The 23,625-nt window shown below is 58.7% G+C and carries 18 protein-coding genes, 1 tRNA gene and 1 pseudogene; 7 read left to right on the top strand and 13 right to left on the bottom strand.

The window, feature by feature from the left end; translation table 11 throughout:
- Positions 1-22: 22 nt before the first annotated feature.
- The gene (metH, locus tag ASC90_RS06675; protein ID WP_056537211.1) at positions 23-3,796 is read right to left on the bottom strand and encodes a methionine synthase; all 3,774 of its coding nucleotides are present in this window, start codon (positions 3,794-3,796) and stop codon (positions 23-25) included.
- Positions 3,797-3,967: 171 nt separating this feature from the next.
- On the opposite strand from metH, the gene ASC90_RS06670 reads away from it, so the two are divergent.
- Both ASC90_RS06670 and ASC90_RS06665 read left to right on the top strand, forming a co-directional pair.
- The gene (locus ASC90_RS06670) at positions 3,968-5,224 is read left to right on the top strand and encodes an AGE family epimerase/isomerase (RefSeq protein WP_056537208.1); all 1,257 of its coding nucleotides are present in this window, start codon (positions 3,968-3,970) and stop codon (positions 5,222-5,224) included.
- A 94-nt stretch (positions 5,225-5,318) separates the two neighbouring features.
- Positions 5,319-6,572, top strand: a complete 1,254-nt coding sequence (locus ASC90_RS06665) for a D-arabinono-1,4-lactone oxidase (RefSeq protein ID WP_056537204.1) — start codon at positions 5,319-5,321, stop codon at positions 6,570-6,572.
- A 103-nt stretch (positions 6,573-6,675) separates the two neighbouring features.
- On the opposite strand, the gene ASC90_RS06660 is transcribed toward ASC90_RS06665, so the two are convergent.
- From ASC90_RS06660 to ASC90_RS06630, 7 genes are all read right to left on the bottom strand, one after another.
- A complete protein-coding gene (locus tag ASC90_RS06660; protein WP_056537201.1) occupies positions 6,676-7,167 on the bottom strand; it encodes a heme-degrading domain-containing protein in 492 nt (163 codons plus the stop codon).
- Positions 7,168-7,254: 87 nt separating this feature from the next.
- Positions 7,255-7,866, bottom strand: a complete 612-nt coding sequence (locus ASC90_RS06655; RefSeq protein ID WP_056537198.1) for a flavin reductase family protein — start codon at positions 7,864-7,866, stop codon at positions 7,255-7,257.
- Positions 7,867-7,869: 3 nt separating this feature from the next.
- Entirely contained in the window at positions 7,870-8,610 is a 741-nt protein-coding gene (locus ASC90_RS06650) for an aspartate/glutamate racemase family protein (protein ID WP_056537196.1), read from the bottom strand.
- Positions 8,611-8,614: 4 nt separating this feature from the next.
- Positions 8,615-9,436, bottom strand: a complete 822-nt coding sequence (locus ASC90_RS06645) for an ABC transporter permease (RefSeq protein WP_056537193.1) — start codon at positions 9,434-9,436, stop codon at positions 8,615-8,617.
- 1 nt (position 9,437) lies between these two features.
- Entirely contained in the window at positions 9,438-10,352 is a 915-nt protein-coding gene (locus ASC90_RS06640) for an ABC transporter permease (protein ID WP_056537190.1), read from the bottom strand.
- A 209-nt stretch (positions 10,353-10,561) separates the two neighbouring features.
- Positions 10,562-11,860, bottom strand: coding sequence for a PotD/PotF family extracellular solute-binding protein (locus tag ASC90_RS06635; RefSeq protein ID WP_056537187.1), 1,299 nt, complete (start codon positions 11,858-11,860; stop codon positions 10,562-10,564).
- 29 nt (positions 11,861-11,889) lie between these two features.
- Complete coding sequence (locus ASC90_RS06630; RefSeq protein ID WP_056537186.1) at positions 11,890-12,972, bottom strand: ABC transporter ATP-binding protein; 1,083 nt, start codon at positions 12,970-12,972, stop codon at positions 11,890-11,892.
- Positions 12,973-13,238: 266 nt separating this feature from the next.
- Between ASC90_RS06630 and ASC90_RS06625 the strand changes: the two genes are divergently transcribed.
- Positions 13,239-13,952 carry a GntR family transcriptional regulator gene (locus tag ASC90_RS06625; RefSeq protein ID WP_056537184.1) on the top strand — a complete coding sequence of 238 codons (714 nt, stop codon included), beginning with the start codon at positions 13,239-13,241 and terminating at the stop codon, positions 13,950-13,952.
- A gap of 115 nt (positions 13,953-14,067) precedes the next feature.
- Here the strand turns inward: ASC90_RS06625 and ASC90_RS06620 are convergent, their stop codons facing one another.
- Positions 14,068-14,451: a hypothetical protein gene (locus ASC90_RS06620; RefSeq protein WP_056537183.1), complete on the bottom strand. Its 384-nt coding sequence runs from the start codon at positions 14,449-14,451 to the stop codon at positions 14,068-14,070.
- Positions 14,452-14,700: 249 nt separating this feature from the next.
- On the bottom strand, positions 14,701-15,411 hold the full coding sequence (locus ASC90_RS06615; protein ID WP_244480335.1) for an SIMPL domain-containing protein: 711 nt from the start codon (positions 15,409-15,411) through the stop codon (positions 14,701-14,703).
- 191 nt (positions 15,412-15,602) lie between these two features.
- On the opposite strand from ASC90_RS06615, the gene ASC90_RS06610 reads away from it, so the two are divergent.
- Positions 15,603-15,678: transfer RNA gene (locus tag ASC90_RS06610), tRNA-Ile, on the top strand.
- 632 nt (positions 15,679-16,310) lie between these two features.
- Positions 16,311-16,856 carry a hypothetical protein gene (locus tag ASC90_RS06605; protein WP_056537177.1) on the top strand — a complete coding sequence of 182 codons (546 nt, stop codon included), beginning with the start codon at positions 16,311-16,313 and terminating at the stop codon, positions 16,854-16,856.
- Positions 16,857-17,048: 192 nt separating this feature from the next.
- Here the strand turns inward: ASC90_RS06605 and ASC90_RS06600 are convergent, their stop codons facing one another.
- Entirely contained in the window at positions 17,049-18,152 is a 1,104-nt protein-coding gene (locus tag ASC90_RS06600; protein ID WP_056537174.1) for a DUF4139 domain-containing protein, read from the bottom strand.
- 579 nt (positions 18,153-18,731) lie between these two features.
- On the opposite strand from ASC90_RS06600, the gene ASC90_RS06595 reads away from it, so the two are divergent.
- Positions 18,732-19,994: an extracellular solute-binding protein gene (locus ASC90_RS06595; protein WP_082519841.1), complete on the top strand. Its 1,263-nt coding sequence runs from the start codon at positions 18,732-18,734 to the stop codon at positions 19,992-19,994.
- 395 nt (positions 19,995-20,389) lie between these two features.
- Here ASC90_RS06595 and ASC90_RS06590 read toward each other — a convergent pair.
- Positions 20,390-21,672: pseudogene (locus tag ASC90_RS06590) on the bottom strand (adenylate/guanylate cyclase domain-containing protein).
- Positions 21,673-21,906: 234 nt separating this feature from the next.
- A complete protein-coding gene (locus ASC90_RS06585) occupies positions 21,907-22,434 on the bottom strand; it encodes a MarR family transcriptional regulator (RefSeq protein WP_056537170.1) in 528 nt (175 codons plus the stop codon).
- 62 nt (positions 22,435-22,496) lie between these two features.
- Between ASC90_RS06585 and ASC90_RS06580 the strand changes: the two genes are divergently transcribed.
- On the top strand, positions 22,497-23,405 hold the full coding sequence (locus tag ASC90_RS06580) for a DMT family transporter (protein WP_056537168.1): 909 nt from the start codon (positions 22,497-22,499) through the stop codon (positions 23,403-23,405).
- Positions 23,406-23,625: the final 220 nt, after the last annotated feature.

Raw genomic sequence — 23,625 nt, 5'->3', positions numbered from 1 at the left:
CAGATCATGAAGACGCGAGCCGTTAGGCCGCGTCCTCCACGTCCTCACGCGGCTTGGCAGGAACGTAGTTGAGCACAGGCCCGAGCCAACGCTCGACTTCCCGGATTTCCATGCCCTTTCGGGCCGCATAATCCTCAACCTGGTCACGCTCGACCTTTGCCACGCCGAAGTAATAGGACTCGGGATGACCAATGTAGATGCCCGAGACGGATGAGCCCGGCCACATCGCGTAGCTTTCCGTCAGCGTCACGCCGGCGGCTTTCTCCGCATCGAGCAAACGGAACAACGTCGCCTTCTCCGTATGGTCGGGCTGTGCCGGATAGCCGGGCGCCGGACGGATACCGCCATATTCCTCAGTGATCAGTTGGTCCTTGCTGAACGCTTCATCCTTGGCATAGCCCCAGTACTGGCGACGAACCTCTTCGTGCATGCGCTCGGCGAAAGCCTCGGCGAAGCGGTCGGCAAGCGCCTTTACCAGAATGGACGAGTAGTCGTCATTGGAACGCTCGAAGCGCTCGGCAATCGCCACCTCCTCGATACCGGCAGTGACGACGAAACCGCCGACATAGTCCTGAACGCCGCTGTCTACAGGTGCCACGAAGTCCGAAAGCGCCACATTCGGGCGACCATCGCGCTTCGACAGCTGCTGACGCAGTGTGTAGAAAGTCGCCAGCTCCTGCCTGCGGGCATCATCCGTGAAGAGCTTGATGTCGTCGCCGACAGCGCCAGCCGGCCAGAAGCCGATGACGGCTCGCGGCCGGAACCATTTCTCGTCGATGATCTTCTTCAGCATCGCCTGTGCATCGGCCCAGAGAGCCCGCGCTGCCTCACCCTGCTTCTCGTCCTCGAGAATGGCAGGGTAACGGCCACGCAACTCCCAGGTCTGGAAGAACGGCGTCCAGTCGATATACTCGGCCAGCGTCGCCAGATCGTAGTCCTCGAACACCTTCGTGCCGAGGAAGCTGGGTTTGCCGGGTGTGTAGGCAGACCAGTCGACCTTCTGCGCATTTTCGCGGGCACGCGCCAGCGGCAGACGGACCTTCTCCGCTTCGCTGCGCGCGTGGGCGGCTGCGACCTTGGCGTACTCGGCGCGGATATCATTCACATAGCCATCACGCGCATCCGGCGACAGCAGCGACGACACAACGCCGACGGCGCGGCTGGCGTCGGTCACATAAACCGTCTGCCCCTTGGCGTAACCCGGATGGATCTTCACTGCCGTATGCACGCGACTGGTGGTGGCGCCACCTATCAGCAGCGGCAGGTCCAGCCCCTGGCGCTCCATCTCAGCCGCTACATGCACCATCTCGTCGAGCGACGGCGTAATAAGGCCGGAGAGACCGATGATATCGACCTTTTCGGCAACCGCTGTCTCCAGAATCTTCGTCGCCGGCACCATAACGCCAAGATCGATGATCTCATAGTTATTGCAGGCCAGCACGACGCCGACGATATTCTTGCCGATGTCGTGCACATCGCCCTTGACCGTCGCCATCAGGATCTTGCCCGCGGACTTGCGTTGCTCGCCGCCAGAGAGACGCTTTTCCTCTTCCATATATGGAAGAAGAACAGCGACGGCCTGTTTCATGACACGGGCGGATTTCACGACCTGCGGCAGAAACATCTTGCCCGAGCCGAACAGATCTCCGACAACGTTCATGCCGGCCATGAGCGGCCCTTCGATGACATGCAACGGCCTGGCGGCCTGCAGGCGGGCTTCCTCGGTATCGGCCTCGATATATTCGGTAATTCCGTTGACCAGCGCATGCTCAAGACGCTTCTCGACGCTCCATTCGCGCCACGACAGGTCCTGCACGCGACCCTCCCGGGCGGCGCCGCCACGGAATTTCTCCGCAACCTCAAGCAGGCGTTCGGTGCCGTCGGCGCGACGGTTCAGGACGACGTCCTCGCAGGCCTCGCGCAACTCCGCGTCGATGTTGTCGTAGACGGCCAACTGGCCGGCATTGACGATCCCCATGTCCATGCCCGCCTGAATGGCGTGGTAGAGGAACACGGCATGCATGGCTTCGCGCACCGGCTCATTGCCGCGGAACGAGAAGGACAGGTTGGAGACGCCGCCTGAAATATGCACCAGCGGCATGCGCTGACGGATCGTCCGCGTCGCCTCGATGAAGTCGACGCCGTAATTGTTGTGCTCTTCGATACCGGTCGCGACCGCGAAGACGTTCGGGTCGAATATGATATCCTCAGGCGGGAAACCCGCCTTCTCGGTAAGGATCTTGTAGGCGCGCGAGCAAATCTCGACCTTGCGATCGTAGGTATCGGCCTGCCCGGTTTCGTCGAAGGCCATGACGACAACGGCCGCGCCATAGGCATGCAGCAGCTTCGCCTGGGCAAGGAAATTCTCCTCGCCTTCCTTCAGCGAGATCGAGTTGACGATCGACTTGCCCTGGACGCGCTTCAGGCCGGACTCGATGATCGAGAACTTCGACGAGTCGATCATCACAGGCACGCGTGCGATATCAGGCTCAGCAGCGATCAGATTGAGGAACTCGACCATCGCCTTTTCGGAATCGATCAGGCCTTCGTCCATGTTGATATCGATGATCTGGGCGCCGTTCTCCACCTGATCACGAGCGACATCCAGCGCTGCCGTGTAATCGGCGTTGGTGATCAGCTTGCGGAACCTTGCAGAACCGGTGACATTGGTGCGCTCACCGACATTGACGAATGGAATGTCTTTCGTCAGCTCGAATGGTTCGAGGCCCGACAGCGACATAAACGGCCGATGTTCCGGAATCGGGCGCGGCTTGTACTTGGCAACCACTTCGGCAATCGCCTTGATATGCTCCGGCGTCGAGCCGCAGCAGCCGCCGACGATGTTGACAAGGCCTTCGCGAGCAAATTCATCGATCTGCGCCGCCATCAGTTCCGGCGTCTCGTCATACTGGCCGAATTCGTTCGGCAGGCCTGCATTCGGATAGGCGCAGATAAACGTATCGGCGACACCCGAAAGCTCCTGCAGGTGCGGACGCATGGCGTTGGCGCCGAGGGCGCAGTTGAGACCGATCGTGAACGGGTTGGAGTGGCGTACCGAATTCCAGAAGGCGGACGGCGTCTGGCCCGACAGCGTGCGGCCCGAGAGATCGGTGATCGTGCCGGAGATCATGACCGGCAGGCGGATGCCTTTTGCCTCGAAGCGCTCCTCGCAGGCGAAAATGGCTGCCTTGGCGTTCAGCGTGTCGAAGATCGTCTCGATGAGGATGATATCGGCGCCACCGTCGATAAGCCCGTCAATCTGCTCGCCGTAGGCAATGCGCAGATCGTCAAAGCTGACGGCACGGAAACCGGGGTTGTTCACATCTGGAGAGATGGAGGCGGTGCGGTTCGTCGGGCCGATGGCGCCCGCCACGAAACGGCGGCGACCGTCCTCGCGCTCGGCGCGCTCGGCCGCCCGGCGGACGATCTCGGCACCTTCCTTGTTAAGCGCATAGACCTCGCCTTCCATCGCGTAGTCGGCCTGCGCAATTCGGGTGGAGGAGAAGGTGTTGGTTTCGAGAATATCCGCGCCGGCCTTGGCGTATTTGTAGTGAATTTCTTCGATCGCATCCGGCTGGCTCAGGATCAGAAGATCGTTATTACCCTTCTGATGACAGGCGCAACCGATGAACCGGTCGCCGCGGAAATGATCTTCATCATAGCCCAGCCCCTGAATCTGTGTGCCCATGGCGCCGTCAAGAACGAGGATGCGTTCGCTGGCGGCTTTCCTCAGCGCCGCGAACACTTCACTGCCGTCGCGCTTCGCCCCTTCGGGACCAAAGAGAGTATCAAACACGGGCGGACTCCTTGACGTCGTTACAGACCAGCGCTTCAAATCACATAAAGATATCTTTATGTCAATATATGGATCTCAATTCCGCTTCTGACAACCTTGGCGGATGACAGACTCGGGCGGCCCCTATATAGGCGTTTGCGAAGGCATTGTGCACGAAATCGGAGGAGTATCATGGCACCTGCAATTGGCGACGCCACGCTCGGAAACTGGACCACTCGCACCTATCATCGCGATTGGCTCCTCGCGCAGGCAAATGCTCTGTTCGATTTCTTCCAGCACGATTCCATCAATCCCAAGGGCGGATTCTACGATCTGGACGATACCGGCAAGCCGCTCGACGCCGAGGGGCAGGTTCGTGGCATCCATATCGCCGCTCGCGCCGTCCACTGTTTCTCGATCGGCACCCTCCTCGGTCGCCCGGGCGCTACCGATGTCGTTGATCACGGCATGCAGTACATCTGGAACCATCATCGCGATACGACCAATGGCGGTTACTTCTGGTCGCTGAACAATGACGGTCCGGTCGATTCCAGCAAGCAGGGCTATGGTCACGCCTTCGTGCTGCTTGCCGCATCCTCGGCCAAGACCATCGGCCATCCGCTGGCCGATGGCATGATCGCCGATGTCACGGAAGTCCTGAACACGAAGTTTTGGGAAACCCGCCACGGCGCCATAGCCGAGGAATTCAACGCGGATTGGTCGCCGATCGACGGCGGCACCTATCGTGGCCAGAACTCCAACATGCACCTGACGGAAGCCCTGATGGCCGCATTCGAGGCTACCGGCGACAGATCTTACCTCGACAAGGCCGAAAGCATTGCCGACCTAGTCATCCGCCGCGCTGCCGGCTCGGTCGACTGGCGCGTCGGCGAGCATTTCAACGCCAATTGGGTTCTCGACAAGACTTATCGCGGCAACGAGATGTTCCGCCCGTCTGGCACCACGCCCGGCCACTGGCTGGAATGGACGCGCCTGCTGCTGCAGCTCTGGTCGCTTGGCGGACGGAAGCAAAGCTGGCTGCCGGATGCAGCCAAGGCGTTGTTCGCGCAATCGATGCTGCTCGGCTGGGACACCGCAAGGGGTGGCTTCTTCTACACGCTCGACTGGGAAGACGCGCCCGCGAAGCGCGAAAAACTGTGGTGGCCCGCCTGCGAGGGTGCTGGTGCTGCCCACTACCTTAACCAACACCTGCCGAGCGATTTCCACGAGGAAAGCTACCGCAAGATCTGGAACGTTATCGAGCGCTGCTTCGTCGACCACAAGAACGGCGGTTGGCACGAAGAACTGACCGAAGACCTCGCTCCCGCCCACACGATCTTTCCGGGCAAGGGCGACATCTACCACGCCCTGCAGGCGTGCCTGATCCCCCTCTTCCCGGCAACCGGCAGCCTGACCAAGGTCATCGCCGAGGCCGGGGGGAAAGTCTGATCCAGCGTCGGGCGCGCCATCTCGACGGCGCCCCGCTTGTCACTGACGCGGGCAGCGTTACCCCAAGCTGACAAGATTCGGAGAGTTCGGTTTTATGAGACAGGGTCCCACGACCAATTGGGCGAAGAGCTTCCGCTACAGCTTTCAAGGTTGCTACTATCCCTCGTCCGTGGAGGCGGTTTGCGAGATCGTCTCGCGATCATCAAAGATAAAGGTCGTCGGATCAGGGCACTCGTTCAATGCAATTGGCGATGGCCAAGTTGCATTGTCGCTTGCCGAGTTGCCGATCAACCCCATTGTCGAGGATGACGGAACGCGGGTTACCGTGGGAGGTCATTGCACCTATGGGGAGCTTGCGACTTTCCTGAATCGTCATCGGCTCGCCATCCACAACCTCGCATCCTTGCCTCACATCTCGATTGCTGGAGCAATTGCGACGGCAACGCATGGGTCGGGCAACTTAAACGGCAATCTTGCGACGGCGGTCTCCTGTCTCGAGTTTATTGCCGGTGACGGCCGCGTCGTAAGGATAGCACGTGGCGATGTCGATTTTCCGGGAATGGTTGTGCATCTGGGCGCGCTTGGCGTCGTCACGCGCGTGACGCTTGACGTTCAGCCGGAGTTTGAGGTCGCGCAATCTGTCTACGAAGGGCTGGCCTGGGACCGGTTGCTGGACAACCTCGATGATATCATGGCCGCGGGCTATAGCGTCAGTGTGTTCACTCAGTGGGGTGAAAAGGCTGGATCAATCTGGTTGAAGCGAAAGGCCCCGGCCGACGAGTGGCCAGCCACCTTTCACGGTGCAATGCGTGCGACTGCCAACAGGCATCCGATAAGCGGTCTCGATTCGCAAAATTTCACCGAGCAACTCGGGCAATACGGCCGGTGGTCCGACAGGCTCCCGCACTTCAAGATGGGCTTCACCCCCAGCAGCGGCGAAGAGATACAATCCGAGTACCATGTTTCCAGGAAAGATGGGGCGGCGGCGATCCGGGCACTCCTGTCGATCCGCGATAAATTTGTCCATCTGGTGCAAGCGGGGGAATTCCGGACAGTTGCCGCCGACCAGTTTTGGCTCAGCCCTCAATATCATCGCGACACCGTATCGATCCACTTCACCTGGATTCGGGATCAGGACGCAGTGAATACGGCCGCAAGGCACATCGAGCAGATACTGTCGCCTTTCAATGCCCTGCCGCACTGGGGAAAGGTCTTCACAAGCCGCGATGTTGGCGCCAGCTATGAGAGGCTGTCGAATTTTCGCCGGCTTCGAAACGGCATGGATCCGGAACGGAAATTCTCGAATCCCTGGTTGGAAGACGTCGTTCTTGGCCGAGGCGAAAGATAACCGCACGCTTGAGCCTGCTGTCGCCGCTAGCGTCGAACCGTCCGCCCATGTCCACCCCGTGGCGGATCTGGCGTGTCAAAAGGCACGCCAGATGATGCCGGTTTCACGCCAATCGCAGCGCGTCGAGATCCTTCGCCAGCATCAACGCCAGCGCCTCGACCGCCAGATTGTGATCATCGCGCTGCGGCAGGCCCGAGACCGTCACCGAACCGATGCAGCCCGTTCCCTTGACGTTGATCGGGAAGCTGCCGCCATGCGGCGCGTAGTCGGCGTCGGCAAGGCCGTTGTCGGCGACCGTCTTTCCCTTGGCTTTCAGATCGAGCCCGATCGCGTAACTGCTCTTGAAGTAGCGCAGCACCAGATTGCGTTTGCGTCTTACCCATTGGACGTTGTCGGGTGTCACGCCCGGAAGTGCCGCATAGAAAACAGGCATCGAGTGGAGCATGATGTCGATGGCAATGCCGAGCTTGCGCTCGGTTCCCAATTCCTGCAGCAACTTGCCGAGCTGCCACGCCGTCACTAGGTCGAATGCGTCAAAACTGAGTACTTTTTCCTGCTCGGCGATCCGCTTCAGATCATCCTCGACCGTCGTCATCTCTGCTTCCTCTCCTGCCATGCTTTCAATTGACCATTCGCAAGCAAGGCGGGAAAGTAAAGCGAAATCGTGACGATAGGCGTGCCGTTAAAGTTTCGGCGTCAGCATCTCGAAGCGGTCGCGGATCGTGGAACAGGTGTCGCCGCCGAGGCGTGCAATCGCATCGACCTCGGCCGGATCGACACGTAGACTTTCGGGATCGACGACACCATCACGATAGTGGGCATAGACGATCTCTCCCATGATGATCTGTCGTGATTTGCCGAGCTCCAGCGTCACATGCCGCTTGCATTCGAAGGCAGCCGGCGCCTCAGCGATCCAGGGGGACGCGACCTTCGTTCCCGGCATCGCGGTCAATCCCGCTACTTTCAGTTCGTCGACGCCGCGCGGATATTTGGAGCCGCAAATATGCATCGCTTCGGCAATCGCGAACGAGACGATATTGACGGTGAAGACCTCCGTCATGCGGATGTTATGCCCGGTATCCTTGAAGGACATGTCAGGATTGTTTTCCACCCCGAGTGCCAGGATCGGCGGGTCGGCGGAGAGGCAATTGAAGAAGCTGAACGGGGCTGCATTGATGCGGCCATGCTCGTCCACCGTCGTCACGAGTGCGATAGGCCGCGGAATGACCGTCCCAATCATCAGCTTGTAGCGCTCGCGTTCGGAAAGCGTCTCGAAGTCGAAGGAGACTGACATGGTTCAGCCCGCTGCCTGCATGGGCGCAAAGCCACTCATTTCCCCGACGAACGGCTTGACGAGCGGCGAGGCATAGGAACCCCGCTTGCTGGTCTTCAGCCCCAGCGACACCAGCGCCTCGGCCTGCTTGACGGCAGCCGCAACGCCATCGACGACAGGAACGCCGTAGATCTCCTGCAGTTCGCGCGCCAGATCGGTCATGCCGGCGCAACCGAGCACGATCGCTTCGGCGCCATCCTCGGACAGCGCCCGCTCTATCTCGGCGCGAAGCTTGCCGATCGCGCCGGAGGCCTCATCCTCCAACTCGAGCACCGGAATGTCGGAAGCGCGCACCTTCGCCCGGTCACCCATGCCGTAGCGACGCACCAGATTGTCGATCAGCACCCGCGAGCGCTCCAGCGTCGTTACCACGGTAAAGCGCTGCGCCAGGAAGCCGGCCGTTGCCACTGCGGATTCGCAGAGCCCGAGGACGGGCACGTCGCAAAAACTGCGTGCCGCTTCGAGCCCCGTGTCATCGAAGCAGGCGATGACGGCAGCATCATATGTGCCTGCCCGGTCCTTCAGTTCGGCCAGCAGGCCGGGAATGGCTAGCGCTCCGTCATAGTGCCCCTCGATTGAAACGGGCCCCATGCGGGAGGTTGCGGCGATGACCTCCGTTCCAGTAGCGGCGACCAACCGGGCGGCGGCGGCCGCCTTGTCGGTCATGGTGGCCGTCGTATTCGGATTGACGATGAGAATGCGCATGAGATCAGCTTATCTTTGCCTGGCGTCCGCGCAGCATCATCATGATACCGAGCGCGACGAGAATGATGGTGAAGGAGAACAGTGTCGTGACAGTGCCAAGCGCATAGAGCACCGGCGTCGTGACGTTGGTGGTCATCCCGTAGATTTCCAGCGGCAGCGTGTTGTAGCTGCCCGAGGTCATCAGCGTGCGCGCGAATTCGTCGTAGGACAGGGTAAAGCCGAACAGGCCGACGCCGATCAGGCTGGGCGCGATCATCGGCAGCACCACATGCGCAAATGTCTGCCAGGCCGATGCGCCAAGATCGCGTGCGGCTTCTTCGTAAGCGGGCGAGAAGCGGTTAAAGACCGCAAACATGATCAGCACGCCGAACGGTAGCGTCCAGGTGAGATGCGCGCCAAAGGCCGAGGAATACCAGGCAGGCCGCAAACCACCCTGCTGGAACACCACGCCGATGCCGAGCGAAATAATGATCGACGGCACCACGAGGCTGGCGACGGTGGCGTAGAACAGCACTGTCGCCCCTCGAAACCGCCGGCGGAAGGCAAGCCCCGCCAGCAGCGACACCACGACGGTGACGACCATCACCATGAAGCCGAGCGTAAACGAGCGCCGGAACGACGCGCCGAAATCGCCAACCGCCTGCTTTTCGAACAGGTTGTAGAACCAGTGCACGGAAACGCCGTTGAGCGGAAAGGTCAAACCGCCATCCGCCCCCTGGAAGGAGAGGATCAGGATCGCCGACAGCGGCCCGTAGAGGAATAGCACGAAGACGATGAAGAAGGCGGCGAGAACGTAGAATTCCCAGGTGCGCTTTTCGTGCCCCATCTCAAAGCTCCTTGCGAATATCGACGACGCGCAAAATGGCGGCAACCATCATCAGCACGACGATCAGAAGCACCACGGCATTGGCCGCAGCCGCGGGATATTGCAGCAGCGACATCTGGTTCTTCATCATCAGCGCCACGGACGCGCTCTGCCCGCCGGACATCACCTGCACCGTTGAGAAGTCGGCCATCACGAGCGTCACGACAAAGATCGAGCCGATGGCGATACCGGGCTTGGCCAGCGGAATGACCACGTTCCAGAGAATCTGCCAGCCGCTGGCGCCGGCATCGCGCGCCGCCTCGAACAGCGAGCGATCGATGCGCATCAGCGTGTTGAAGATCGGCGTCACCATGAACAGCGTGTAGAGGTGCACCATGGCCAGAACCACGGCGAAATCGGAATAAAGCAACCATTCGATCGGCTGCGGCACGATCCCCATATTCACCAGCGCCGAGTTGATCAGACCGTTGCGGCCGAGTACAGGGATCCAGGAGATCATGCGAATGATGTTCGACGTCATGAACGGCACCGTGCAGACCAAGAACAGGATCATCTGCGTCGACGTGCGCCTGATATGGAAGGCAAGGAAGTAGGCGACCCAGAAGCCGATAAAGACGGTCAGTGTCCAGACGATCACGGTGAATTTCAGCGTGTTCAGATAGGTCTTCCAGGTGACCCAGGAACCGAGCGTCTCGGTATAGTTCATCGTCAGGAAAGCCGGGTACAAACCGGCGAAGTCATAATCCCAGAAGCTGACGATGACGATCATCATGATCGGCAGCACGAAGAAGAAACCGAGGATCAGGATAAGCGGTGTCGCCTGAATATAGGACGCGACCCAAGGCGGAAGCCGGAAGCTGCCTGAGCGAACCCGTCCAACCTTCTCGTCTGCCTGTGCTGAAGCAATCGTCGCCATCTGCCATCCTCTCGGATTTGCCTTGAATAAAGAAAGCGAGAGGGATCGGAAGACCCCTCCCCAGCCCTCCCCCACAGGGGAGGGAGTTTCTCCGTTGCACCCTCCCCAACGGAGAGGGTTTCCTTGCCGCAACGCTCACGCTCCCTCCCCCTTGCGGGGAGGGTTTGGGAAGGGGAAAGCGGCAGCCGCCGTAGCGGACTTTCCCCGCCTTAAGCCGCGATGAACTCGTTCCAGCGGCGGACCATGTAGCGGTCTTCGTCCATGACGGAGTTCCAGCATGCCACGTGGCCCATACGCTCTTCGAACGAACCGCCATCGCGAACCGCACCGGCCTTCTCCATGACCTTGCCTTCCGGCGACATCACATCGCCCTGCGCAGCCTTGCCTTCGATCCAGTAGCCCCACTCGTCGGCTGTCATGAACTTCTTTGCAGTGTCCATGCAGGCGGAATAGTAACCCTGGCGGTTGAGGTAACCACCGACCCAGCCGGACGTATACCAGTTGATGTACTCGTATGCCGCGTCGAGCTCGGCACCCTTGAGGTGCGAAGCAAGGCCGAGACCGCCGCCCCACGAACGGTAGCCTTCCTTCAGCGGCTGGTATTTGCAGGCGATGCCCTTGGAGCGGACGGCGGCGACGGCCGGCGACCACATCGACTGGATCACAACTTCGCCCGACGACATCAGGTTGACCGATTCATCGAAGCTCTTCCAGAAGGCGCGGAACTGGCCGTCCTGCTTTGCCTTGATCAGGAAGTCGATCGTCTTGTCGATCTCTTCCTTGGTCATGTTGCCCTTGTCGGCATACTTGATGTTGCCCATGGCTTCCATGATCATCGCCGCATCCATGATGCCGATCGACGGAATGTTCAGGATCGAGGTCTTGCCCTTGAACTTCGGGTCCATGATATCGGCCCAGGTGGTGATCTCGCGACCAACCAGATCAGGACGGATGCCGAGCGTGTCTGCATTGTAGATCGTCGGCATCATGGTGAAGAACTCGGTCTCGCTCTTGGCGAAAGTCTTCGCATCGGCGCTTTCGACGTAACCGACCGTATGCGGTGCGGTACCCTGCGCAATGACGCTGTCTGCCTTCAGCTTGCCGTTCTTGAAGAGCGGAACGACCTGGTCGTAATACTTCAGCTTCTTGACATCCATCGGCTGGATAACGCCGGTCGGATAGACCTTCTTCAGGATCCAGTATTCGATGTCGGCGACGTCGTAGCTGTCAGGCTGAGTGACGGCGCGCTGGGCGGCGGCGTCGGAATCGGTCGCCGTCATCTCGAGCGTGATGCCGAGGTCCTTCTTGCACTGCTCTGCAATGGCGTTGATGTTGGAAACGCCGGTGCCGAACTGGCGAAGCGTGATGTTCGACTGGGCCCAGATAGTCGGGAAGCCGGTGATCAGTCCGGAGCCGGCAATCGCGCCGGCCGCCGCGGCGCCCGTCTTCAACAGGCTGCGACGGGAAATCCCCGCTTCCGTCTTGGTCGTCTTCTTTTCAGTTGTCATGTTAGTTCCCCTTCTTTTGGTGGTGAGGTTCATGCACGGCCGAGGAGGACCGCGTCCTCAAGGGCCCAACTCAGAGACACCGCATCGCCGACCGATACGGGTTTGGCGAAGTAATCGCCGTCACTCGCGATGACTGTGAAGTCGTCACTGCCCGCGCCAGCCACGGTGATCTTCACCGAGGCGCCGCGATATTCGATGTTGGAGACGACGCCGTTGAAGCCGAGCGTCTTGTCGGAAGCGGTATCGAGGCGCACCCGGTCGGTGCGGACGCCGATGTCGACGGGTTCGCCGGCAAGCCTGCCCTCGCCCCGCACCGAGAATGTCTGACCACCCGGCGCCTCGAGCGTCAGAACGCCATTGCCAACGGATGCCACACGGCCGGACAGAACATTGTGATCACCCATGAAGCGCGCCACGAAGGCGGTTGCCGGCTCCTCGAACACCTTGCGCGGCGTTGCCGCCTGCTCGATCTTGCCGTCGTTCATGATGACGATGATATCGGCCAGCGCCATCGCCTCTTCCTGGCTGTGCGTCACATGCACGAAGGTGATGCCGAGCGTCTTCTGCAGCTTCTTCAATTCTGCGCGCATACGGATTTTCAGGAACGGATCGAGCGCCGAAAGCGGCTCGTCGAGCAGCAGCGCCTCCGGATCGGTGATCAGCGCGCGCGCCAGTGCGACACGCTGCTGCTGACCACCGGAAAGCTGTGCCGGACGCCGTGTTGCATAGGCTTCCATCTGCATCAGCTTCAACATCTCAAGCGCCTTGGCGCGGCGCTCGTCCTTCTCGACGCCTTTCATCTTCAGACTGAAGGCGACGTTGTCGATCAGGTCGAGATGCGGAAACAGGGCGTAGGACTGGAACATCATCGCCGTGCCGCGCCTGGCCGGCGGAAAATCGGTAACGACGGTATTGCCGAGACGGATATCCCCCGACGAGATACTCTCATGCCCGGCGATCATGCGCAGCGTCGAGGTCTTGCCGCAGCCGGAAGGCCCGAGGAAACAGCAATAGGAGCCAGCCGGTATTTTCAGGCTGATCGCATGCACGGCAGTGGTCGCGCCATACACCTTGGAAACGGATGCTATATCGATCTCTGCCGCTTTCGACATCGTGTCTTCCCCTGTTTGAGAAAGACAATGCATCTGCCGTGCCAGTTGCTAATCGGCACATCAGCCCCTTGCAAAACATGCACTTACGGGAAAAGATAACACGCGGGCGCTTTTTTCATCAAACAAAATCCTGCATACCAAATAGGCTATCGTTCGCAATTCGTGCAAAAAATCGTATACAATATAGTCGCACTTTGCTCGCAAATTCCATTTAACTTTCAGCGCGAAGCCGGATATCATCGTGGCGTTGTAAGGTATCCGCTTTCATGAACTCAGCCGCAAACGCCCATGAGGCTCCAGACGTTTCATCCGAAATTGGAACTCAGAAAATCCGTGACGCTATTCGCGACGCGATCGTCGAACGGCGCCTCTCGCCGGGAACCAAGCTTTCAGAGAACGACGTCGGCAGTCTCTTCAATGTCAGCCGCACTCTGGCGAGGGCGGCGCTACAGGCGCTTTCCTATGAAGGCCTTGTCAGCGTCGAGAAAAATCGTGGCGCATTTGTCGCGTATCCATCGCCTGAGGAAGCGCGGCAGATCTTTGCCGCCCGCCGCTTGGTCGAGCCGGGCATTCTGCGCGACGCCGCCGCACGGATAACCCCGTCGCAGATCCAGCATCTCAAGCAGTTGCTGATTGAGGAGGGCCGCCTGATGAGCGAGCGCGGGCAGACGGCCCGGCGCGCCGAAATCAAGGCTTCCGGCGATTTTCATCTGACGCTCGCTGCAATATCGGGCAATGCCATCATGCAGCGGTTCATGGACGAGCTCGTTGCCCGCTCGTCCCTGGCGATCGCACTTTACGGCCAGTCAACGGTGTCAAGCTGCGGACACTCGGAACACGGCGACATCATCGCGGCCGTCGAGCGCAACGATCTTGAGCAGGCATGCCATCTGATGGTGCATCACATCGCGCACATCGAGGCAGATCTCGATCTAAGGGAGCGCAAGAGCGTCGGACTGAAGGAAGCGTTCGAGCTTTAGTCAACGATAACGCAGGTGATGTCGTAAACTTGATTTGGTGCGCCTGCATTCAGCGGTCGCAGCTGGCAACCATCGCAGGGGAATTGGATCGCGGCACGGGGCCGCGATCCAGACATCAGCCACGCGGGCTGATCTCATCCTGTCGCGCGGCAACCGCGACGATCTCCGGGGTTCCATTGGCAAGAAGACGCTTGCGAACGAGAACACCCATGACGCGCGCTGCTGTCGAGAAACTCATTCGGTCAAGCGGTCCCTCGCCTTCCCATGGCTTGGTGAGGCGCTCGGTCACGGCGCCGACGATGTTCATCGGAACGATATCGTCGCATTGACGCATCGCCTCGAAGACCTGGCTGATGGGAACAACCCGAGCTTCGAATGTTACCAGCGGTTCGGTGAGTTCCGCATCCCATTCTTCGAAGGCGTAGAGCGCTTCGCGGAAGAGTTCCTGAAGGGTGAACGGGGCGTGCCCATTGTGAAGTGGCGGCAAGGCATTCGTCATGTCTGTCTCCTCTTGTGGGGATATTGCCAATTCCTCCTCTTCGGCCGGCAGCAACGCGGGAAACAGAACTCAGAGCTCCCGTACGGGCCGAATAACACGATCAATGTTATAGTGTAATATACGTGTGATAAAGCCCTTTATCCCCCGCAGGCGGCGCCCGCCTGAACACCGAACAAATAAGCCGTTGATATTCCAAAGAATACCAACGGCCCATAGCAGTCAAATTAAGTTATCGAGCGCGCGTAAAGCTCACTGGGCGATGGCAAAAGTCACGTTGACGGTGACGTTGTAGCTCGTTTCGCCGCCCTGAATCGGCACGGCTGCATCGGCTGCTTCCTTCATCATCGCAGCCCGGTAAACCGGCACCGGCTGCGGGCGCGGCGAGGTTTCGCTAATCTCGATGACGCGACCGAGCTTCACTTCGGCTGCCTCTGCAAGCGTCTTAGCCTTCTTGATCGCGTTGGCTACCGCACTCTTGCGCGCATCTTCCATTGCGCCTTCCGGCTTGTCATTGGTGAACTGTATGTCACCGCCCTGGTTGACCCCGAGCGTTACCGACTGATCGATGATCGCACCGAGCTTGGAAAGATCCCGGACGCGCACGCTGAGTGAGTTCGACACCTGATAGCCGATGAGCTGCGGCTGTTGCGGCTGGCCGTCATTGTTCTGAGGATAGCTGTATTGCGGCTGGACCGAAAAACCGGACGTCTGGAGATCACGCTCGGCAATGCCTGCCTTCTTCAAGGCAGCAAGCACTTCGTTCATCGACTTGTTGTTATCATCGAGCGCCTCGCGTGCGGTCTTCGCCTGCTTGACGACGGATAGATTGAGCACCGCCATATCCGGCGCCACGCTTGCCTGTCCCTCGCCGGCCACGGAAATCACCGCTTCGCGCGGCTGCGAATCGGCAGCAAGCACCGGCAAGGCCGTCAACGCGGATGTCGAAAATCCCAGCAGCAGGCCGAAAGCGATGGTTTTGGTTTTTGGAAACACCCTGTTTCACTCCCCGATTGTGATTTGCGGCTATCGTCTTGACGTTTGATTGTGAAGCTATTGCGGCAGTCCCTTGTGAGCGCCCGGAAATTACGCTAGAGCGAAACCGCCCCGGCGAACCATTGCGCCGGACGCACAGCGACGCTCCACGGTCGCCCGGGCCTGTAGCTCAATGGTTAGAGCCGGCGGCTCATAACCGCTTGGTTGGGGGTTCGAGTCCCTCCGGGCCCACCATTTATTTCAGGGGTTGCTACCGTCCCGCCCGTTCCGACAGAAACCTCGGGGCGGCGGACTGCTATCTTCCACCGTCAGCTCCACACTCCAATTATAGTATATTGCTTTATTCAATCAATGCCTTGCAGGAAAAGACAAGTCAGCAAGTATGATGAGCGCGCCGAAGACGATGGCAACCGGCTACGAACCGGACGTCCTTCCGTTCGGGTCCATTGCGAATCTCCAGACAGATACAGGGACAGCGATCTGACTACATTCGGTCAGCAAAATTTGGGCATCGTTCTGGGCAGCAAACACTCGCAAGATCGTCGGACCCGCCGCTCCCTCGCCGTCCGAGTTGCCTGGCGACACGTCGTTTATGAGGTATGAGACGTACGAACTAGGTCGGATCGGGGGACGGCGGCAGTGTGATTGGGGTTGCTGCGTCGGGTGCACCCGAATTTCCTATGAGTATTAGTTAGCTTAGAACAAGGTTTGCCTAGCGTCAATGTTTTGGGCCTAGTGGGTCGTAGCTTTGGGACCAGGGGGCGGAGTTCGAAGCTCTCCACTCCGACCACCGCCTTCCCCTATTCAGCGAGGTTTTCGGGTGTCCACGAAGACTGCGGATATCTATCTCCGCCACATCTTACGCAGTGCCCCATCGATACGGGGCCCGAGCCGAAAGCATCTCTTCGCTTTGGAGATCAAACAAACGCGCGCTTGATCCTGCGCTTCTGCTCGGCAAGGTCGAACGCGTTGAAGTTTACGATAACGTTGAAAACTTCGCGACAGTCAGCAATTCCAACGGTGCCACCCTGACCGCGATGCCACAGAGGGAATTTCTGACTAGCTGGGATGCGATGAAAATCATCACGTCTGATCTTGCCGGTGCTGCTGCCGAGGACCTGATCTTCGGCCATCTATCAAACTGGTCGACAGGAAGTCGAGACAGCGATTTCGCCAAAGCGACCATCTTGGCGATCAAAATGGTGACTGAATATGGATTTGGAAATTCCTTATATTTCCTACCAGGCTCTGTGGACGTCACGTCGCCAAGCACGCTTTGGGGAGATTTGACGCTCCGGGACGACGTCACAGAAATCCTTCATGAGCAATACCAGCGAGCGCGGGATGCTCAACGGTCTCAAGCCGAACTTATTGGCGCTTTCAGATGCGCTGGTGAAGCAAAAAAGTCTTAGCGCTGCAGAGCGGGCGCGGCACTTGCCAGGGGCACGAAAGACCGCAATGCCAAAACGCGCCGGAATACAGAGCCGTCGTAGGCACTAAGTCCTCGAAGCATTAGGAAACGTCGCAAAGTCATCGCGCGGTGGGCATTGCTTTGCCATTGGAGATGCACGGAAATGAGAGCACGGATCGTCAGCGACACTCACTCAGCGCCAATGGATGCTCTCCTGGGAAAATCTCTTCGAATTCCAGACGCAGATATCTGCATCTGCGCGGGTGACATCACGAATTCCATCTCGGAAAGCATCGTTGTCGGTTTGCTCCGCAGCTGCCATTGCAAAAGGCGCTGCCGCAGGTGCCGGTTGAGCCTCAAGATATGCACTCTGGTCTTGTGCCATCAACGAACCGGCTTGGTTGCGGGCTGCCCCTTGCTTGACCATCGATGCCCGTGCCTTTGAAAGGGTGACTGCACCCGTGTCAACGGGAACCTCCGTGCGGCTACGCATAAAGTGCTGGTGAAGCGCCTGTCTAAGGGTTACTGGCTTGCCTGAGGACAAGGTAACAGCGACATCGATCCAGTCTTCACCGGTGGCATTCTCAAATATAGCCCATGCCTGCAAGCGCACTGTCCCATCCTTGCCGGTCACAAGTCGATAAGATGTCTTCCAGATTGGAGCTGGAACGACATAAGAGATGTCGACATTGCGTGCGGCCTGCCCATCGAGCTTAAGGGTTATCGTGCGAGCGCCATCGGTATTGCCCTTGGCAACGACGTCAATTGCTGTCTTGAGTTTTGCCTTGATAGAGTCGTCGAGAATCTCAACCTTCGTCCCCGGAACTGGGACCATTGCAATCTCGCCGCCATCGGTCATCAGGGAAAGCTGCCAGGACTTCGTTTCCTTCTCACCTTCGGTGGCGGTTACGCCGAGCACTACGCCTTCTTTTTCACCTGCCCTGACCCTGGTACCCTTGATAGCGTCCAGTAGCCTGGGCATCGATGTCAGGTCGGCAGGCTTGAAGGGAAGCGTCCGAAAAGTCTCATCTAGTGGGTTCGGTCCCGCGAGCGACAGCCCTTTGACATGACCTTTGGCGTCCCTGACGATCAACGACTTCAAGACATCATCGACCTGGTCGAGCGGAACCTCGATGGTGATCTCGGAGTCGTTGCCGACTTCGGCCGAGCGGACGATTTCCGCTAGGCCGCCTGAGGAAAGCGTCACTGCCTTCACCGGACCGTTGACGGCTGCAAAGGCGGTGCTTGAAATGAGGGCAACAAAAAGGGTTGGAAGAACACGTTTGGTGATGTTCATTGAAGCTCCCCGGCTGTGTGGCTTAAGCGCCCAGGAGGTCTCGCCTGCCAACTGTCTATTATCGCTGTAACTTTTGGCGTAAATTGAGGCCACGCGCAACCGCTTCGCTCAATGAAGGTTAGCCCCTTCAATGCTTCCCAGTTCTCGTCTTCCCAAGTTCTTTTGATGCAGTTCTTGAACACCAGCGGGATGTGCGCCAGGCTGGCACGAGCATACTCAACTAAATTCCGGATAAAACGGACGATCTCGCAGAATGAACGCGCCGACCTAATCCAATGTAAAATGTTTCAAGCACTTGGTAAGACTTCAATTGCAAGCACTACCGGCAGTAAGCATCTGCCCGGAATTAGGTAGCAGATGCCACCAGATTCTCGGCTACTCATCGCCGCAGCTTAGTTGCAGATATCTACGCGTCACTCGTGCGGCCGCCTGTCGCGCTGCCCCGTGATATGCCATACTGGCTCAGAGGACGTCGCAAACCCACTGCTCGCTCCCACCCTCAAAGCCGCAGATCAATACCGAGAAGGTTCGACGCGGAAGAACTTGTATCGAACGCAAGTCGACGGAGGAAAACGAACCATGAAACATGGATCAGGAGGCGAACACACAACGAGGGTTGAAGCTCCCGCTGGTAAGCGGACGATAAGCCGCCGCGATGCGCTCAAGGCGGCAGGTTTGGTTGGAGCCGCCATATCGACGGGTGCCGTGTCGGTTCGCGATGCCTTGGCATCTGCCAACGCGATGGAAGACCTAGTTGCGTCCGCCAAGGCTGAAGGGCAGCTTACCGTCATCGGGTTGCCGCGCGACTGGGGCGCATACGGCGTCTTAATCGACAGGTTCAAGGCGAGGTACGGTCTGACAATCAACGAACTTCGGCCCAATGCCAGCTCAGCCGAGCAGATAGAGACGATCAAGGCGGGGCGAGGCAAGACCGACCCCCGAACCCCGGACATAGTCGACCTTGGCATGTCCTTCGCCTCATCGGCAAAGGAAGACGGCTTGTTGCAACCGTACAAAGTGTCAACGTGGGACACGATTCCGGATTCAGCCAAGGATGCACAGGGGTATTGGTATGGCGGCTTTTACGGGGCCCTTGCGTTCGAAATCAACGCTGACCTGGTCACCAGAATGCCTCGGGATTGGGCCGATCTTGCCGCGCCGGATTATAAGAACTCGGTCGGCCTCGTTGGCAGTATTTCGTCAAATCAAGCGGTCCAGAGCGTGTTCGCCGCAGGCTTGTCGGCGGTGGGCTACGTCGAAGGAGCCGCTGATCAGGGTCTGAAGTTCTTCGCCGATCTCCATGCGAGGGGCAATTTCGTTCCCATCATTGGCTCTGTCAACTCGCTTGCTGACGGTCGTACGCCGATACTTATTCGCTGGGACTACCTTGCACTGCGTGACCAGGAGTACCTGAACGGGACAACGAGGATCGAAGTTATACGGCCAAGGAGCGCCGTAGTTGCGGGTGTCTACGTCCAGGCGGTCAGCGCCTATGCTCCGCATCCAAACGCCGCTCGCCTATGGATGGAGTATCTTTATTCAGACGAGGGGCAGCTCGCCTGGTTGAAAGGCCATTGTTATCCGATCCGGTTCGCGAACCTCGTGCGCCGTGGATTGGCACCTACCGATTGGCGCGGAGGGCTCCGACATCCCGTCCACGAGGGGTACGATGTCGACCCGATATTTCCCACTCTCAAGGATCAGGAGAGAGCGAGAGACATCATTACCAACGGCTGGGACGATATCGTTGGCGTCAAGGTACGCTGCGTGCCTTCTCAGGGGCACCTCGGCCCGATGTCCTTCAACAACATGGAAGCGCCCGTTCCTCAGCAACCAATTTGAGGTCAGCGACGGCCTCGCGCCAATGCAACTGCACAAGGCGATGCCGACCATTTGTCGATGAAGGCCAGCTTCATGGGGCGCTGTTGAGCGACCTCGTGCGGTTGGTCACAGAAGCGGGAAGGTCGGTGCGTAGCGCTGATTGTTGGCTCGAATTGACGAGACCAGCGGTTGAGGTACAGGTGAATTAATGATCAATTTATGCTCGTGTTGGTGGCCGTTGCTACCTAATTCCGCATCTGCCTCGATCCTGACACGTGCCTGACGCTAATGGCATCAACATCCTCGCTGGTTCGCACGCGATGCTGGCTCTGCAGTTTCATCGGATCATGGCTAAACACGCGATCATCCTGAAGAAGCAAACCGTCGCGCACAAGGGCCGCGTCAATGACGGCAGGTCAATAAAGGGGGCTGTAAACGCTAACGGGCTTCTCTAAGCCTCGCAGCGAATGGGGTCCAAGATCGACAAATCCCTTTGGGGAACCAAGTATTTTCACGAACTCGGATGAAAGCAGCACAGGCCGTTTGATCACCTTGGTAAGTTCTTCCAAGCGCGACGCGACATTGACCGCCGGGCCGATCGCCGTGAAATCGAGACGCTTTCGCGATCCAATGTTACCATACATGACGTCACCAACATGCACGCCTACGCCGTAACGCAACGCTGGTTTGCCGCTCTCCGCCAACTGGCCATTCAAAGCACCTATTCGCTGCCTACGCCGTAACGCAACGCTGGTTTGCCGCTCTCCGCCAACTGGCCATTCAAAGCACCTATTCGCTGCCTTCCCTCATCGATAGCTTGGAGAAGATCTTCGCACGCATTGGGGTTGCTCAGCGGGAAAATAGCCAGAAGCCCATCGCCCATAAACTTCAGTATTTCACCGCCACGGGCCTCGACGGGATCGCACAGCGCATCAAAATAGCGGTTGAGAATGTCGATGATATCATCGCGGGGCCACAGGTCTGATAGCGCGGTGAAATCGCGTAGGTCACAAATCATAATGGCGGCACTGACCGTCTTACCGCTGCCTCGCGTCGTGGCTCCCGCGAGTATCTCCGCACTCGCATGGGGGCCGACGTAAGTCTCCAGGAGTGTCCGAGCCATCGCATTTTTCATTCGGATTTCACTTGCCAGCGCGAGCGCGGGTAGCAAGTCCTTCAAATAGTTGATCTCGTATTCAGAAAATCCTTCAGATTTTTTTGTCGCAAACGTTACGACGTGTCGCTTTCCCCACGTATGCTGGATCGGCCAGGCCACGTAATCAGTGAAACCGTCATGCCGAAGCTCTTCAAAAAGCGGGTATCGGACGACGTCCGCGTTACTCGCAACAAGGCGCTGCCGCACTTCCGATGCGCCATTATAGATTTCAGTTGCTGGTCTTCGAAGAAACAGTTCGGTGGTATCGACATCGTAGTCGAAGGTATCGACGTGCGCTTCTTCGACCCCGGGTTGCCATAAAATTCGGGCACCCTGCCATTGCGGGTGCTGAATCCTTAGGTGAAGCGACGACCTCGCGACGGGCACCCCCTCGCCCACCAAACGCTCGCACATCTCCACCAGCAAGTTGTCGAGAAAGCGTTGAGAACTCGTCTCGTTCATAAGCCAATCGAGGACGCCGCGACGCTCACTTGGCCATATGCCACCGCTCATGCGTGATGGAAGGTGCGAAATCGTGGTCATCAGAATCCTCCTCGGTTACGCATCTTAAGGTCGTTGCCAAGGACGAGGAAGAAAATACAACAGCGATTGAACGCCTCACCGAACGCCTTTTTTAGCTACACGCTCTTCTGGCCCGCGCCCGAGCGCCGATCCCCCATCAATGGGCGCTCCTCGAAGCGTCCATGAAGGTCCGCTCCCGACCCCCATTTGGACGGCTTAGACGCTTTCAAGTCGCCCCAAAGGCCGCCGTTCCTCCTAAACGCCCTTCCGCTCAAGCGAGGCTGCGAGACGCCGTAGCAAATTCGCGAGTTGGCATTGCTCGTCATCCGGCAAGCCCCGCAGTAGCTCCGCTTCGAGAGCCATGTCTTCCCGAAAGGCCGCCTCCGCCTTGTGTTGTCCGACGTCGGTCAGCTCCACTAAAAGACTGCGCCCGTCACCTTCGGCGGATCGCCGAGCAATAAGACCTGCTAGAGCAAGCTTGTTCAGTCGATGCGTCACACCACCCGAGGACACCATCATCGATCGAAATAGTTCCGTTGGCCGTAACCGATACGGCGGGCCTGCGCGAAGCAGCGTAAAAAGGACATCGGCTTCCCCGGCATCCAGCCCATGAGACGACAGCACCGCATCGATCTGCGGCCGTACCATAAGGGTCAGGAGGCGGGCACGACCGAGGACGCTCATGCCCCGTGTGTCCACGTCCGGCAGTTCGCGAGCCCACTGATCGCGCCGATCATCGACGCCGTCGCGCGCTTCCTCTACAGAGCGATTTTGTCTTGACATTAAGATACCTCAGTGTTTGTCTTTGCGCCAAGATACCTGATAAAGTCGGAGGCGCAACCGCTATGCTGCAAGCCCAAACTCACAGCGAGACAACGAACCGACTTCTGCCCTTGCTGTTGCTAGTATCATGCGGATTCATGTTCGCGTCCAAAATTATGGTCTCGAAGGCGGCTCTCGATACGGGAGCCGATCCGTACCAACTCGGGGTGGTCGGCAATCTTGGCGCGGGCCTTCTCCTTTCGATCTGGCTCGTCGCTAGGAGGGAAAGAATCTCCCTTGAACGTCGCAGCATGGGGCTCTATCTGGCGCTGGGCATAACCTCCGTAGCGCTTCCGACCGTATTGTCCTTCTTCATCGTGAACCGGGTCGGACCCGCCTACACGGCGACCGTCTATTCTTTGTCTCCACTTCTCACCATGAGCTTCGCCGCTGGCCTTGGTATCGAGCGATTGACGGTCCGACGATCCATTGGCATCGGCATTGGCCTTTTGGGAATGGTCGCGCTGGTACAGCAGCAGTTGGCATCGATCGACTTTACTCAGACTGCCTGGGTCGTCATTGGCCTTCTGATCCCTGCCTGCGCCGCGCTCGGCAACATCATTCGATCCGCCTTCTGGCCAAAGGGCGCGTCTGCCCTGGCTTTCGCCTGTGCTACCCTGTTCACGTCGAGCTTAGTGATGGCAGCGCTCGCGCCCGTATTTGCATTCCCGAGCCAATGGCGGTTTGACGATCCGGGCGTGGCCACGTGGCTGGGCGGCTATCTTCTGGTCTCGGCCCTATCCTACGTTCTCAACTTCCGTTTGCAGGGCATCGCAGGCCCAGTCGTCTTCAGCCAGATCGGCTATTGGGGCACTGGCTTCGGTATACTTCTCGCCGCTGCTTTGTTCGGTGACGTGCTGACCGCGCTGTCGCTGATTGGTCTCGCTGCAATCATCGTGGGCGGCATCGTCGCCAACCGGCACCCCCACTGATTATTGGCAGCGAAACTGTCTACCACAGAAAAGCCGACCGTCGCCTCTCCACCCCATCTCAGACAAACCCAACCCCGTCCAGCAATGACCGAACTGCCGTTAGCGGTCATTGAGCGATTTCCGCTTCGCGCCGATACTGTTGAAAAACTATTGGTGGTGAGAATCTCATCTGTCCCCTTAGAAATTAGCGTCCGTGACACGAACCGCCCGCCGAGATATC

Origin of the sequence: Rhizobium sp. Root1220, assembly GCF_001426265.1 — a bacterium.
In the GTDB taxonomy this organism is placed as follows: domain Bacteria; phylum Pseudomonadota; class Alphaproteobacteria; order Rhizobiales; family Rhizobiaceae; genus Rhizobium.
The sequence above is the reverse complement of the archived record's forward strand: the minus strand, read 5'-3'. Positions and strand labels throughout refer to the sequence as shown.

Bases quoted from the DNA above. Each gene is read 5' to 3' on its own strand.
- ASC90_RS06670 (WP_056537208.1), top strand. From the start codon at position 3,968: ATGGCACCTGCAATTGGCGACGCCACGCTCGGAAACTGGACCACTCGC.
- ASC90_RS06665 (WP_056537204.1), top strand. From the start codon at position 5,319: ATGAGACAGGGTCCCACGACCAATTGGGCGAAGAGCTTCCGCTACAGC.
- ASC90_RS06660 (WP_056537201.1), bottom strand. From the start codon at position 7,167: ATGACGACGGTCGAGGATGATCTGAAGCGGATCGCCGAGCAGGAAAAA.
- ASC90_RS06655 (WP_056537198.1), bottom strand. From the start codon at position 7,866: ATGTCAGTCTCCTTCGACTTCGAGACGCTTTCCGAACGCGAGCGCTAC.
- ASC90_RS06650 (WP_056537196.1), bottom strand. From the start codon at position 8,610: ATGCGCATTCTCATCGTCAATCCGAATACGACGGCCACCATGACCGAC.
- ASC90_RS06645 (WP_056537193.1), bottom strand. From the start codon at position 9,436: ATGGGGCACGAAAAGCGCACCTGGGAATTCTACGTTCTCGCCGCCTTC.
- ASC90_RS06640 (WP_056537190.1), bottom strand. From the start codon at position 10,352: ATGGCGACGATTGCTTCAGCACAGGCAGACGAGAAGGTTGGACGGGTT.
- ASC90_RS06635 (WP_056537187.1), bottom strand. From the start codon at position 11,860: ATGACAACTGAAAAGAAGACGACCAAGACGGAAGCGGGGATTTCCCGT.
- ASC90_RS06630 (WP_056537186.1), bottom strand. From the start codon at position 12,972: ATGTCGAAAGCGGCAGAGATCGATATAGCATCCGTTTCCAAGGTGTAT.
- ASC90_RS06625 (WP_056537184.1), top strand. From the start codon at position 13,239: ATGAACTCAGCCGCAAACGCCCATGAGGCTCCAGACGTTTCATCCGAA.
- ASC90_RS06620 (WP_056537183.1), bottom strand. From the start codon at position 14,451: ATGACGAATGCCTTGCCGCCACTTCACAATGGGCACGCCCCGTTCACC.
- ASC90_RS06600 (WP_056537174.1), bottom strand. From the start codon at position 18,152: ATGAACATCACCAAACGTGTTCTTCCAACCCTTTTTGTTGCCCTCATT.
- ASC90_RS06595 (WP_082519841.1), top strand. From the start codon at position 18,732: ATGAAACATGGATCAGGAGGCGAACACACAACGAGGGTTGAAGCTCCC.
- ASC90_RS06585 (WP_056537170.1), bottom strand. From the start codon at position 22,434: ATGTCAAGACAAAATCGCTCTGTAGAGGAAGCGCGCGACGGCGTCGAT.
- ASC90_RS06580 (WP_056537168.1), top strand. From the start codon at position 22,497: ATGCTGCAAGCCCAAACTCACAGCGAGACAACGAACCGACTTCTGCCC.